Source organism: Roseovarius sp. YIN77, assembly GCF_057219155.1.
The window spans coordinates 17,990-31,366 of sequence record NZ_JBXVVI010000015.1 but is presented as its reverse complement, the minus strand read 5'-3'; the positions used below and the strand labels follow the sequence as shown (position 1 = coordinate 31,366).

The window sequence follows — 13,377 nt, the reverse complement described above, 5'->3', positions numbered from 1 at the left end:
CGTTCAGCCTGTAATTTCAACGTGATACAGGTGATAGGCAAACCCGCACACCTGTCACGGGCGCGGAGTATCCCGCACCACCGTAAATGTCGTGGGTGGAGCGGGCATTGACGGGGCCAATATGTGGCGATTTCAAGGTATTGTTTCCAACCCCGAAATCAGATGCCGGACATGATGGCCGTCGTCAGATAAGTGATTAGTGCGCCAGCCAAGGCCGTGCCCATGGGAAAGGCAAGATGATCCCAGCTTTTCCAATCTGGCGTGGCGCGACGGACAAAACCGATCCGGCTGCCAATACGGTGCAGGATGAAGGCAACGATCAGAATTCCGGCCAGCATGAAGATAAACCGCAACGAATCAGGCAGGGCGACAAAGGGGGCAATCGCAGCCATCAGTTTGGCATCACCCCCGCCAATCAGGCGCACGAGGTTCAACAAAAATCCAATCACCAACACCACAACCAGATGCAAGAGCCGCCACAGATAAGTGTCAAAGGGCAGGGCGATCAATCCGACAATCAGAAAGACCAAGGCCAATGCACCCGCGGTGACATTCAAAATCTTCATATATTTCAGGTCTGTATAAGCAGCCCAAAGAACGATTGGGGTGGCGAAGGGTAAAAACCAAAGCGCCTCGGAACTTGTGAGTGTCATGAGTTTCAGCCGTTTACTACGTTATCTTCCAGGGCGCGCAGCGATCTGACCGCGGCCTCGAAATGCTGTGGGTGGGTATCGATGGCATTTTGCAGCAGGCCTTTGCCGATTGTGACATCGCCCTGTTTGATCGCAGCGAGTGCCATAGAATAAAGCAGATGTGCCCGTTCAACTTGGGTCATTTCGACAACCGGCAGGTCGTAGTTGCGCTGTGCGGCGCGGGCCAGAACCAGGTTGTTTTTGGCGGTGAACAGGTTGCGGTCATTGCGCAGGGCGCGATTGAACAGCTCTTCCGCCTGACGATATTGGCCACGGGTCAGTTTCGAATATCCCCAGTTGTTCAGGACACCCGCCGGTGTGGTCGTCAGCCCAGAGGCGACTTCATAAAAACTGTCCGCCTTGTGCCATTCCTGATTGCTGTCGGCGATCATGGCTTCCAGACGGTAGCGTTTAAAGGTTTCGTGGGTCGGGGGGATGGTATCCAGCACGGTTTCCGCCTCTGCCCAGTTATTCGACCGGATCAGCGCATCGGCCAGTTCGACCTTGTCATTCTCATTTGACTCCGGGTGTTCCACGGCTTTGCGCCAGATCGAAACAGCCTCTGTAGCGCGGCCAGAGCGTACCAATGACCGGCCCAACCCCCGCATCAGATCGATGCGATCGGGATTTTGGGCCAAAGTTCTGGAAAAATACGAAACCGCCTCTTCCGGGTCTGCAGCGTTCAGCATCAGATGGCTGAGATTGGTGTCATCGATGGCATTGACTTCTGCCAGAGCGCGTTCGACCTCTTCCTCTGGTGAGGGTTCGCAGGCAGACAGGATAAATGCGCCTGCCAAGCACAATGAAATACGTGTAATGTGGCGCATTTTCTGCGTCCTTCTACTCTTGCCTCTCAGGTGTCTGGAGTAAGAGAAATTCGCTCCTGCCCCGTCTCACCAATTCAAAATTATAGTTGTTTTGAGGGGCATCATACCCCTGATTGTCGTTCTTGGCGATAGCCAGTCGCAGGTTGTCGCGGATCGAGTCACTTTGGCCACTGTCGAGCGCATAGGCGCGGCGGAAAACCTGTTCAGCCTCCCCTGTCTGTCCGGTTTCCATCAGGATAACGCCAAGATTGTTCCAGGCGGCAGGGAAGGAGTCGTGTTCAGCGGTGGCCCGACGCAACGTATCCTCTGCCTGGCCCAATCTGCCCAGACGAAGCTGGGCTGAGCCAATGGCGGACAGCGTGTCGGCATTCAACCCATGATCACCCGCCGCGCGGTGATAGGCGCGCAAGGCCAGTTGATATTCGCCTGCCGCCATCAAACGATGCCCGACAATCAACCCATCAACGCTGTCGTCAAGATCGCCAAATCCAGCCGGGGCAAAGGGATCATCCCCAAAGGGTCGGCCGCCCGTGGGTTCACAGGCGGCCAGAAGCGCAATTATTCCGATGAGACGCCAAAACTGGCTGATCATATTGCCTCAGAAGGTGTGTTCACTCAACTTTACAGCTATGTCATAGACCGAGGGACCGATCAGGATCAAGAGAAGTGGTGGAACCGTCAGCATCATTGAGGCCAAAGTCATCTTTGTTGGTAGCTTATTGGCCTTTTCTTCGGCCCGCATGACGCGTTTATCGCGCATCTCGCCTGCATAAACCCGCAAGGCTTCGGCGATGGATGTCCCGAAGGTGGCGGATTGAACCAGCACGGTCACAAAGCTCGACACATCCTGCACATCGGCGCGTTCGGCCATGTCTTTCAGAACCAACGTCTTGTCCTTACCGGCCTTCATTTCATGGGCGATCAGTTCAAATTCTTCGGCAAGGGCGGGGTAGCCCGACTGGAGTTCCTTGGACACCCGGATGATCGACTGATCCAGTGACTGACCCGCCTCAACACAGACCAGCATCATGTCCAGAGCATCGGGGAAACCATTGGTGATTTCTTCTTTGCGCCGTTCACCGCGTTTATCGACCCAATATTTCGGCAACATATAGCCGACGAGGCCGGGAAAAAGGCCGGTCATCATCATCGATTGGATCGTCAGCTCCTCTTCGCCGGTCGAACGGAGCAACGTGACCAACGCGCCGATCGCAAGCAAACCAAGCCCCATCGCGAATTGCAGGAAGTGGTAGGTGCGGACGGATTGCTTGCTGCGATACCCAGCCTGCATCAGTTTCAGGCGAATGGCAGAATATTCTTCCTCATTCTTCGGCTCGAGGAAATTGGAGTATTTCTGCAGCTTATCGTTTTTGTTAGACGCGCGCAGACGCTGTTGAGTTTTTACAGGTGCCCGAGCGTTTGACTGTTCTTTCAGCTTATCAAGCGGATCCTTGCGCTTCTTCAAGAGGATCGGCAGTGTCAAAAGGATCAGGAACATGCCCAGGATACCAACGGCCATAAGTGGGCCCAGCGGCCCCAGTTTGGCGATCAGCATCTCATTGATTGTGTTGATGAAATCCATGATCTTTTCCTAAACCTTTATGTTCACAAGCGTGCGCATCACGATCATGTTGACGATGAGAAATGCTGCCACAACCAGACAAGCGGGGATGAAGTATTCCGTTTCTTTCACGTCATCATAATAGTCTGGCTTGATAATATTGATCAGCATGATCGCCAGTAGCGGGAAGCCAGACAGGAAGTTGCCAGACCATTTCGCCTCTGCCGTGATCGCCTTGACCCGGCGGAACAGGCGGAAACGCGACCGGATCACCTTGGCCAGCCCATCCAGGATTTCGGCGAGGTTACCGCCTGACACCTGTTGGATTGTGACCGCGACGGCCAGAAAGCGCATATCTTGGTTGTCTAGACGCACGGCCAGATCTTTCAAGGCTTCGCCGACGTCGCGGCCATAGGCTGCCTCGTCCGATATCATGCCCATTTCTGTGGCCAGCGGGTCCGGAATTTCCGTCGACACAATGCCCAGAGAAGCAGAGAAGGGGTGGCCAACACGCAGGGAGCGTACCATCAACTCAACCGCATCGGGCAGTTGTTCTTCGATCATGCTGGTGCGTTTTTTTGCCTTGCCATTGACCCAGACATAGACGCCACCGATGCCCATCACCACGGATACGCCCGCGCGCACAACCAATGACGCCTCTGTGCCGGCTGTCAGGCCAACAAAGGCGAAAGCCGACAAAAGCACCATCATCATGATCAGCTGGGTGGGGGTAAAGACGATCCCGGCCTTCTGTGCCTTATCAGCCAGAAGCGAATAGATCGGGATCGACCGGGATTTCATGTGTTGACTCATCTCCTTGCGGAGTTGTTCCAGCACCTGCTCGCGGCCCATGCCCTTTTCCAGCATGTCGATACGGCGGTTGATTTTATTGTTCAGACTGATCGATTTGCCGAACATGGTCAGGTAGACACCTTCGACCAATGCGATCACGCCGACAAAGATAAGCCCGTAGATTATGATTTCCGGATCAATAGACATGATTTACTCCGCTGCAATGGGCTCAAAGATGGAGGCAGGCAGATCGTAGCCCCACATCCGGAAGCGTTCTGAATAGTGGCTGCGCACACCGGTGGCGGTGAAGTGGCCGAGGATCTTGTTGTCAGATGTCAGGCCGACGCGCTGGAAACGGAAAATTTCCTGCATGGAGATCACTTCACCCTCCATCCCTGTGACTTCGGTGATGGACACCATGCGGCGCGACCCGTCCTGCAGGCGGCTGGCCTGGACGATCAGGTTCACAGCTGATGCGATCTGGGCGCGCACAGCCTTAATCGGCATCTCGATCCCGGCCATGGCGATCATGTTTTCCAGACGCGACACACCATCGCGGGCAGAGTTGGCGTGGATCGTCGTCATCGACCCGTCGTGGCCGGTGTTCATGGCCTGCAGCATGTCGATCACTTCTTCGCCGCGGGTCTCCCCCACGATGATCCGGTCTGGACGCATCCGCAGGGCATTTCGCAGACAGTCACGTTGGCTGACGGCACCTTTGCCTTCGACGTTGGCTGGGCGGCTTTCCATCCGGCCGACATGGGTCTGTTGCAGCTGAAGTTCTGCTGTATCCTCGATGGTCAGGATGCGTTCGCTATCGTCGATAAAACTGGAAAGCGCGTTCAGCGTTGTGGTTTTACCAGAACCAGTACCACCCGATACAATCACGTTCAGGCGGCAAGCGACGGCGGCCTGAAGATAGGCGGCCATTTCTTCGGTAAAGGCACCAAAGCGGACCAGATCATCAATGCCCAGCTTGTCGTCCTTAAACTTACGAATAGAAACCAGCGATCCGTCAACCGCAATCGGCGGAACCATGGCGTTGAAACGTGACCCATCGGACAAGCGTGCGTCGACATAGGGGTTGGATTCGTCAACCCGGCGGCCCACGGCCGACACGATCTTGTCGATGATACGCAACAGGTGTTTTTCATCCTTGAACGTGATCTCGCTGACTTCCAGTTTGCCGTCCCGCTCAACAAAGATTTGTTGCGGGCCATTGACCAGAATATCGTTGATGGTGGGGTCTTTCAAAAGTGGCTCTAGCGGGCCCAGACCGGTAACCTCGTCATAAAGTTCCTGGTTCAATTGGGTGCGTTCCTCGCGGTTCAGAACAACGCCCATATCTTCCAGCGCTTCGGAGGCCAGATCAACGATTTCTGCCCGGAGATCCTTTTCTGTCGCGGCTTCCAATGCGGACAGGTTCAAATTGTCCAGAAGGTAGCGGTGCAGTTCGACTTTGACCTCGCTGAGCCGCTGTTTGCGCTTTGTTTCCTTGTCCATTGGGGCCGCCTTTGCCGGGGCTTTCTTTGCAACCGCTTGCTGTTTTGCGGGCTCCGGTGCGGCCTTGGGCATCTGGGTGACATTGCTGGATTGCGGTGCGGCCGTTTGTTTGGCGGCTGCTGGGTCGGATTTCTTGTATCTGGAAAACATGATGAGTTACCTGTTACTGGCCGGCTGTTTCGGCGGCTTGGCTGACCTCATGAACCGAGGCGGCCAGTTTCTGGATTTCTTTGCGAAGGGGGTTTTTGGCAGCGTTTTCCGCCAGAGGAAGCCCGTGATCGCCGGACTCTGACACGGCTTTGCCGCCATCGGGCATCTGGATTTCAACGTGAATGTCCAGGCTTTCTGACAAGCGTTTCACGCGGCTTTTCCCCGACAGGTCGGTGAATTTCGGTGCGCGGTTCAAAATGTAGCGCAGCTTGGCAACGGGCAGCTCTTCGGCCTTGAGCGCGCGGATCATGCGCAAGGTGTTCTGGGCCGACCGCATATCCAGTTCCATCGTGGCCAGATAGACATGGGCCCGGTGCAGAACAACTTCCGTCCAGGCGACCAGCGTGGAGGGCATATCCACAACCACATAGTCAAAATGAGAGCTTGCCACATCCAGGAGTCTTTCCACATCTTCAGGTGTGATGATGTCCAGCGGCAGGATTTCTGAGGGCGCGGTGAAGACATGCAGTTTTTCGTTGAAGAGCTGCATAGCCTGGGTGAAGCTTTCCCCATCCAGAGATTGCAAATCCGTCAGGATCTCATAAACGATCTCTTTGCGGGGCAGATCCAGATAGGTCGATGCAGTACCGAATTGCAGATCGAGATCCAGCAGGCAAACGGTAGGGGCGTCCTCTTTGGTCAGATTTGCCAGCTCCCAGGCTAGATTGACGGCCAGCGTCGAGGCGCCGGTTCCACCTGCAAGACCGTGTACCGGAAGAGTGACACCATGTTTGTTTCCGCCACCGGGATGAGCGGTATTGGCGACGTGTTGTTGCATATCGGCTGCCATCTGCGCCTTGTTGCGCATCCGGTCGATGGCATTGTGCAATTCGCCTTCGGGCAGCGGATAGGGGACAAATTCCGCAGCGCCCATGCGCAATAACTGGTGCAGGGATATTGGGCTGACCTCTTCGGCAATCAGAACCACGGCGATGTTTTTGCCATTGGCGGCGGAGATCAGATCACCGATTTCGGAAATGTGTTCTTCGTCCTGGCTGTCGATGGCAATGGCGATGAATTCCAGTTGCTCGGCCTCTGGCTGAGACAGAAAGGCTTTCGCATCCTCAAATCCCAAATCGCCCCAGCTTTCGCCAAGTTCGCTTTCCATGTCATCGATCAACAGATCAAAATTCTGTACATCCCGTGAAACCGTACATGCCACGATCGGTGCTGGCTCGGCCTGTAGCGCTGCATTGCTGGTCATTCCCTTACGTCCTTCTCATGAAGGGCGGCAGCCTGTGTGGAGGATGATCCGTATTGCCTGTTTCACGGGTCCATCATGCCGTCGCCCATGCGCGAATCCTTCACGCACTGCTCCCAAGTGGAAAAAATGAACCGCAAGTTTGGCAACATTAGGGCCAAAAAAACGTAATTATTCGTTCATTTGAGACAATTGTGTGTAGGGGAGGGGTGTGATGAAAGGCCGTTATAAAACAGTGCCTTAAAGGTTTCGGGCGCGGGACGGTATGAGTTTTTCACACCGTCCCGCGCCCGAAACAATCGTTATTTCAATTTGAGGCTATTATTCATCACCACCTGAATCGGCTGATTCAACCGTCCGTGATGCAGTCGCACTGACAACCCATTCGCGATGGATGACTTGAGCATATTTTCCGTTCAGAATGATCGGATTGTTCTGCACAAATCCAGACACTTCAGTCATTGTACGGCGATTGCGACGCTCGCGATCCTGGGTTTGGATGAGAGGCTGTGTTTCACCCAAGGAACTGAGAGCTTCAAGCCGGCCACGGTTGATGCCGCGGCTAACCAAATAGTTCACGGCGGACTGTGCACGGCGCAGACCCAGCGACTGGTTATAAGCGTTAGAGCCGACAAGATCAGTGTGCCCGAAGACGCGGAAGCGGACTTCTGGGAATTGGGCGATCCAGTTGGCCTGTTGATCCAAGGCGCGCTTTGCTTCGGCATCCAGAACAGAGCTGTCAAAATCAAAATTGATCGTGTCTGGGACTTCGGCTGCAAATCGTTCGGCTAGAGCGATTGCATATTGCAACTGCCCGGTTTGGATCAGTTTGTTGTTCAGCGTCGAATTGCCGAAGTGGCCGCTGTCGATTTCGCTACCCGCCTCGGTGTAGAACTTACCGATTGTATGTGGGGCGCATGCGGTCAGTAAGGCGGTGGAGCCGAGAATGACCACGAAGGTTTTGAGTGTCGTTTTCATATCCATCACTCCATTACGTAGCCATAAGAACCGGAGAAGTCTTGTCTTGCGACTTCACCTGCTGCACCACTTGGTGCACCTCTGCTCGCAGCTTTACCAAACAGGAACAATTCAGCTTCCGACGGTGGGCGCACTCGGTCAGTTGGCAATGCCAACGCTTCGCCGCGTGTTGGTGTCACAAGATGTGCCGTGATGATAATCACCAGTTCGGACTGTTCGCGCTGATAGCTGGTGCTGCGGAACAAGGCGCCCAATATTGGTATGTCGCCTAACCAAGGAACTTGAGTAATGCCATCAGAGAAGTTATCCCGCAACAGGCCCGCCACAGCAAAGCTTTCGCCATCTCTCAGTTCAACTGTGGTTTCCACGCGGTTCGTGTTGAACGCGAAGAATGTCGATCCGCTAATTGAAAATGATTGATCGCTTGGGGAACTGACCTCAGCACTGATCTCGAGATTGATCTGATCGCCGCCTACGACAACGGGGATAAAGCTCAATCCAACACCGACTGGCTTGAATTCAATCGTAATCCCGTCATCCTCAACAACGGGGACAGGGAATTCGTCACCTGCGAGGAAGCTAGCCGTTTGTCCAGACAATGCAGTGAGATTCGGCTCAGCCAATGTTCTGGATAGCCCTTTGTCTTCCAAAGCATTCAGGAGAAGATCCAGTTCGAGGCTGCCGATACTTAAGATGCCGGATAGAATTCCCCCTTCGGCATTTTCGCCAACAAAGTTGGAAGATGCTTCAAGGTTCGGTTGTCCACTATCTGTGAGAGAGAAATTCATTCCCAAATTCTTTGAAACTCTGCGGCTCACCTCAGCAAACTTAACCTCCAGCATCACCTGGTGGTTGCCACCGACATTCATCAGGTTGGACACACGACCGGGGGCGTAGCGTTCGGCCAGATCCAGGGCGCGGTCCAGGCGGACCAGGCTGGAAACGATACCGGACAGAACGATCCCGTCATTCGCGGTGCGCACTTCTATGCGTTCACCGGGGAGGATTTGCTGCAGGCGTTCTTTGAATTCTGCAACATCGGGCGTGACCTGCACGTCGACATTGGTGATCAGGCGCCCCTCGGGCGTCAAAAGTGTCAATGTCGTACGCCCCGGGGTTTTGCCCAGAACATATATAGTCCGGTCGGAAAGGGTTGAAATATCAGCGATACCCGGGTTGGCGATCGAAAGTTCACCAAAGGGCGTGTCGCTTTCAACGACAACCGCGCGATTCATAGAAACCTTCAACGATGAAGAGGGCTCGCCCCGCATCACCTGAAGCGTTTCTGCATTCACCTGGGGAGGTGACGCAAAAATTACGGCTAGTCCTAAAAGGGCTGCCTTGAATACGTTTTTATATAACATGTGACCCTGCCTCTCTGTGATCACGTTAAGATGTAGCAATTGTCCGCCATTTTTAATGAAAGATGAAGCAACCGGCGGATTTTTGCAACAATCAAGCCAGCCACTATGATCTTTTTTGTGGATAACTCGCAACACCACTCAAGGATTGGTTGTTCAATTTGATCAACCACCTAGATGCTGCGGTTGCCGCTAGGGAAATGGCCCCTCCGTTTCAATATTTTGAGACGGAGAGGCCGGTTTTATCCAATGGTTTGGTTCTTAAATATCACATATCAATGTCTTGGGGCGGCCCGGAGAGTCTGGCTCGCCGTAATTTCATTACTCATCGTTGTTGGCATTGCCGCTTTGCGCCGGGCTGTTGCCTCCTTCGCTGCCGTCGCCGCCGCCGTTATTTCCGCGATCGGTGCCGTTGCTGCCATTATTGCCGTTGGAGCCGCCGGTGTTGCTCCCGTTGTTGCCATTGGAACCATTATTCCCGTTATTTCCATTCGAACCATTGTTGCCGCTATTGCCATTGTTCCCATTAGAGCCATTGTTCCCGTTGGAACCGTTGGAACCGTTGGAACCGTTGGAACCGTTGGAACCGTTGGAACCGTTGGAGCTGTTATTGCCGTTGTTGCCATTAGAGCCGTTATTGTTTGACGTGCCTGATCCACCCGAGCCGCTGCCGGTGTTTCCATTGTCACCAGTATTGCTGGTGCCGCCGGATGTGCCGGATTGGCCAGATTGATCACCACCTTGCGATGAACCCTGGTTGTTTTCGGACTGGGAATCAGACCCGCCGGATTGACCCTCGTCAGAGCGCTGGGCGTTTCTGGAACCGTTTGATGCCTGGGCAAGGTTGCTTGAACCCCGACCGTCGCGTTCAGCCCTGCGCGTATTATTAGAGGCGTCGTTGACGGGGATATCAGTCAAAAGGGCCGCCAGTTCGGGGCATTCTGCCTGCGTGTAACCCACAATTGCTGCGAATTTTGAGTGGTTGCGCAGTTTTGCCGCCAATCCACGGCTGGGCGTGCCCACACCACATAGGTCATTTGGCCCTGAAAAGAGTGTGAAGGTTTGCGCCGCTTGCGCCGACGACGGTGCAACGACGCCAATAAGAACCGCAACGAGGCCCGCACCAATGACGTGTGCGGAACCGGTGCCAAGACGACCGAATTTAGATTTATGCCCCCGAGATGATGTCAGCTTGATTTTCATAACTTTCTCACTCGTTAATAAACTTGAATTGCAAACTTTATGCCCCCGACACGCATTGGGTGGTGACTTGTCCTTTTCGCCATGTCCTGAAGGTGAGGGGAGATGTTAATCAAAATTTAGTAAATAAAATCAAAATGTTAAAACAAGTTTGCCATCAACCTGACCTATGCCGGGCCTGAAATGATCACATTCCTGCCCGAATGGCACGGAACAGTCGTGGTGCAAAATACGAAACTGTTTCCCAAGTTGGAAACCCTGCCACAAAGTTGACAAAAACTGGCTGTGAAGTTTTCACAACTCTAGCGCCGAATCTGGGGGGATGGTGCCGCAGGGGAGGATTGAACTCCCGACCTCACCCTTACCAAGGGTGCGCTCTACCACTGAGCTACTGCGGCCAGGTGCGTCTGGGGCAGGCCCCGTCGCGTGGCGGGTCATTAGCTTTAAATTTCAGATGACGCAAGCGCAATCTGGACCCTTTTTGCGGCCTGCGCTACACAGGCCGGATGAAAGACAAATCCGCAAACCAAAAGACCGGGAAGACCGCCGCAAGCCGCGAAGACCGGTTGAAAGCGGCGTTGAAGGCAAACATGGCCAAGCGCAAGGCACAGTCGCGCGCACGGCAACAGGCAGCGGCTGAGGACAGCCGGGAACAGGACAACTGATGGATTCGATTCGTGTACGGGGCAATGGGCCGCTTTCAGGGCAGATGCCGATTGCCGGGGCGAAGAACGCCTGCCTGACATTGATGCCTGCAACGCTTTTGAGCGAGGAGCCCCTGACCCTGACAAACGCACCGCGCCTGTCGGACATCAAAACCATGACGACGCTCTTGCAATCGTTGGGGGCGGAGGTGTCGTCGCTTCAGGATGGTAAGGTTCTGGCGCTGTCCAGCCATAATGCTGACAATCACGTTGCCGATTACGATATCGTGCGCAAGATGCGGGCGTCCAACCTGGTGCTGGGGCCGATGCTGGCCCGCCATGGCCATGCGGTTGTGTCCTTGCCCGGTGGTTGTGCGATCGGGGCGCGACCGATGGATTTGCATATTCATGGGCTGGAAGCGATGGGTGCAAAGATCGAGCTGAAAGATGGCTATCTGCACGCAAAGGCCGCCTCTGGCCTGAAAGGCGCCACCTATGAAATGGCTTTTGCCTCTGTCGGGGCCACGGAAAACATCCTGATGGCGGCAACGCTCGCCAAGGGCACAACGGTTTTGAAAAACGCCGCGCGCGAGCCGGAGATCGTTGATCTGGCCGATTGCCTGCGGGCGATGGGTGCACAGATCGAGGGCGACGGCACCCCGACAATAACGATTCAGGGCGTTGATCGTCTGCATGGGGCCACGCATCAGGTGGTCACCGACCGGATCGAACTGGGCACTTATATGCTGGCCCCGGCGATCGCGGGTGGTGAAGTCGAATTGATAGGCGGACGGCGCGATCTGTTGGAAACTTTCTGCCAAAAGGTCGAGGCCGCCGGTGTCGAGATCGAAGAAACCAAAGCTGGCCTGAAAGTGTCGCGCATGTCCGGGCCGATCAAGGCGGTGGATGTGACCACCGACCCCTTCCCGGGCTTCCCCACCGATTTGCAGGCGCAGTTCATGGCATTGATGTGCACGGCAGAGGGGACAAGCACCCTGCACGAAACCATTTTCGAGAACCGGTTCATGCACGCCCCGGAACTGGTGCGCATGGGGGCCGAGATTGAGGTGCATGGCGGCACCGCCCAAGTGACCGGTGTGAAGAAACTCAAAGGCGCGCCGGTGATGGCGACAGACTTGCGGGCTTCCGTATCGTTGATATTGGCTGGGCTGGCGGCAGAGGGGGAAACCACCGTCAGCCGGGTCTATCATCTGGATCGTGGTTACGAACATGTCGTTGCAAAGTTGCGCGGGATTGGTGCTGATATTGAGCGGGTAAAGGACTGATCATGGTAGATGCAACTTTTGAGGATGGCGGTGACGCCCCGCTGCGGCTGAAAGCCGAGGATGTCGTGGATTTGTCGGTCATTTCGACCCTGATCCAGGACGCGGTGTTCCCAGCATCGGAAATGACATGGCAGCGCGGGGCGCGTCGGTTTGCCATTCTGCTGAACCGGTTCCGTTGGGAAGATCAGACCGCCGCCGAACGCCGTGGCCGACCCTATGAGCGGGTGCAGTCCGTGTTGGTGCTTGACGATGCGCTGCGGGTTCAATCGCAAGGCGTTGAAAAGGGTGATCCTGACACGGTTTTGTCCCTGCTGTCGCTGGAATTTGAGGCGGGCGAAGATGGCACAGGCCGCCTGATCCTTACCTTGGCGGGTGACGGGGCGATCGGTGTGGATGTTGAATGCCTGAATGTCACGCTAAAGGATGTGACACGGCCCTATATCGCGCCATCCAAGCGGGCCCCGGGACACGAGATTTAATCCACGTTGGGTCGGCCTATTTCTGGGCATTCACGGCCTGAATTGCCGCCCGAATGGCTGCCCCGGTCGACATATCGGACGTATCAATCACAGTTGCATCCTGTGCGGGTCTCAAAGGGGCCTCTGCCCGATTCATGTCGCGCGCGTCGCGTTCGCGTACATCGGCCTGGACCTCTGCACGGGTAATGGTCATCCCCTTGTCTGACAGTTCCAGGTAACGCCGTTCGGCGCGCACTTCGGCGCTGGCGGTGATGAAAAGCTTAGCCTCGGCCTCCGGGCAGATCACGGTGCCAATATCGCGCCCATCCAGCACTGCGCCACCGTTACGACGGGCAAAGGCGCGCTGAAAATCCACCAGTGCCGTGCGAACATCCGAGATCACTGCAACTTTGGAGGCTGCCTGGGCAACGGCAGGTGTGCGTAGGTCGCCTGCGTCCAGATCCTCGGCCGTCAGGGATTTTGCAGCCGCGACCGGGTCGACGCCATCCAATACCTTGCGACCCACGGCGCGGTACAAAAGCCCGGTATCCAGATGGGCATAACCGAAATGGGCGGCAACGGCTTTTGATATCGTGCCTTTGCCCGCTGCTGCCGGGCCGTCAATCGCGATGGTGAATGCCAAAATACTGCCTCCTGCCTGCGA

The 13,377-nt window shown here is 55.3% G+C and carries 14 protein-coding genes and 1 tRNA gene; 3 read left to right on the top strand and 12 right to left on the bottom strand.

Annotation, left to right across the window (positions count from 1 at the left end):
- Positions 1-158 precede the first annotated feature (158 nt).
- The 11 genes from AC2D8P_RS12685 to AC2D8P_RS12635 form a co-directional block, all read right to left on the bottom strand.
- Positions 159-653 carry an A24 family peptidase gene (locus AC2D8P_RS12685; protein ID WP_484703153.1) on the bottom strand — a complete coding sequence of 165 codons (495 nt, stop codon included), beginning with the start codon at positions 651-653 and terminating at the stop codon, positions 159-161.
- A gap of 5 nt (positions 654-658) precedes the next feature.
- On the bottom strand, positions 659-1,519 hold the full coding sequence (locus tag AC2D8P_RS12680) for a tetratricopeptide repeat protein (protein ID WP_484703151.1): 861 nt from the start codon (positions 1,517-1,519) through the stop codon (positions 659-661).
- A gap of 13 nt (positions 1,520-1,532) precedes the next feature.
- Positions 1,533-2,111 carry a tetratricopeptide repeat protein gene (locus AC2D8P_RS12675; RefSeq protein ID WP_484703149.1) on the bottom strand — a complete coding sequence of 193 codons (579 nt, stop codon included), beginning with the start codon at positions 2,109-2,111 and terminating at the stop codon, positions 1,533-1,535.
- Positions 2,112-2,117: 6 nt separating this feature from the next.
- Entirely contained in the window at positions 2,118-3,101 is a 984-nt protein-coding gene (locus AC2D8P_RS12670; protein ID WP_484703147.1) for a type II secretion system F family protein, read from the bottom strand.
- 9 nt (positions 3,102-3,110) lie between these two features.
- Entirely contained in the window at positions 3,111-4,079 is a 969-nt protein-coding gene (locus AC2D8P_RS12665; RefSeq protein ID WP_484703145.1) for a type II secretion system F family protein, read from the bottom strand.
- A 3-nt stretch (positions 4,080-4,082) separates the two neighbouring features.
- Positions 4,083-5,525, bottom strand: a complete 1,443-nt coding sequence (locus tag AC2D8P_RS12660) for a TadA family conjugal transfer-associated ATPase (protein ID WP_484703143.1) — start codon at positions 5,523-5,525, stop codon at positions 4,083-4,085.
- A 13-nt stretch (positions 5,526-5,538) separates the two neighbouring features.
- Entirely contained in the window at positions 5,539-6,789 is a 1,251-nt protein-coding gene (locus AC2D8P_RS12655) for a CpaE/TadZ family protein (protein WP_484703141.1), read from the bottom strand.
- Between the two features lie 318 nt (positions 6,790-7,107).
- Positions 7,108-7,764, bottom strand: a complete 657-nt coding sequence (locus AC2D8P_RS12650; protein ID WP_484703140.1) for an OmpA family protein — start codon at positions 7,762-7,764, stop codon at positions 7,108-7,110.
- A gap of 5 nt (positions 7,765-7,769) precedes the next feature.
- A complete protein-coding gene (locus AC2D8P_RS12645) occupies positions 7,770-9,128 on the bottom strand; it encodes a type II and III secretion system protein family protein (RefSeq protein ID WP_484703138.1) in 1,359 nt (452 codons plus the stop codon).
- 318 nt (positions 9,129-9,446) lie between these two features.
- Positions 9,447-10,127, bottom strand: coding sequence for a hypothetical protein (locus AC2D8P_RS12640; RefSeq protein WP_484703137.1), 681 nt, complete (start codon positions 10,125-10,127; stop codon positions 9,447-9,449).
- 521 nt (positions 10,128-10,648) lie between these two features.
- A tRNA-Thr gene (locus AC2D8P_RS12635) sits at positions 10,649-10,723 on the bottom strand.
- A 108-nt stretch (positions 10,724-10,831) separates the two neighbouring features.
- Between AC2D8P_RS12635 and AC2D8P_RS12630 the strand changes: the two genes are divergently transcribed.
- Genes AC2D8P_RS12630 through AC2D8P_RS12620 form a run of 3 tightly spaced genes read left to right on the top strand, consistent with a single transcriptional unit; the run spans position 10,832 to position 12,734 of the window.
- Positions 10,832-10,990, top strand: a complete 159-nt coding sequence (locus tag AC2D8P_RS12630; RefSeq protein WP_484703135.1) for a hypothetical protein — start codon at positions 10,832-10,834, stop codon at positions 10,988-10,990.
- A complete protein-coding gene (murA, locus tag AC2D8P_RS12625; RefSeq protein ID WP_484703133.1) occupies positions 10,990-12,255 on the top strand; it encodes a UDP-N-acetylglucosamine 1-carboxyvinyltransferase in 1,266 nt (421 codons plus the stop codon). Before AC2D8P_RS12630 ends, murA begins: the two co-directional genes overlap by 1 nt.
- 2 nt (positions 12,256-12,257) lie before the next feature.
- Positions 12,258-12,734, top strand: a complete 477-nt coding sequence (locus AC2D8P_RS12620; protein ID WP_484703132.1) for a DUF2948 family protein — start codon at positions 12,258-12,260, stop codon at positions 12,732-12,734.
- 16 nt (positions 12,735-12,750) lie between these two features.
- On the opposite strand, the gene AC2D8P_RS12615 is transcribed toward AC2D8P_RS12620, so the two are convergent.
- The gene (locus AC2D8P_RS12615) at positions 12,751-13,356 is read right to left on the bottom strand and encodes a (d)CMP kinase (RefSeq protein ID WP_484703131.1); all 606 of its coding nucleotides are present in this window, start codon (positions 13,354-13,356) and stop codon (positions 12,751-12,753) included.
- Between the last annotated feature and the right edge of the window lie 21 nt (positions 13,357-13,377).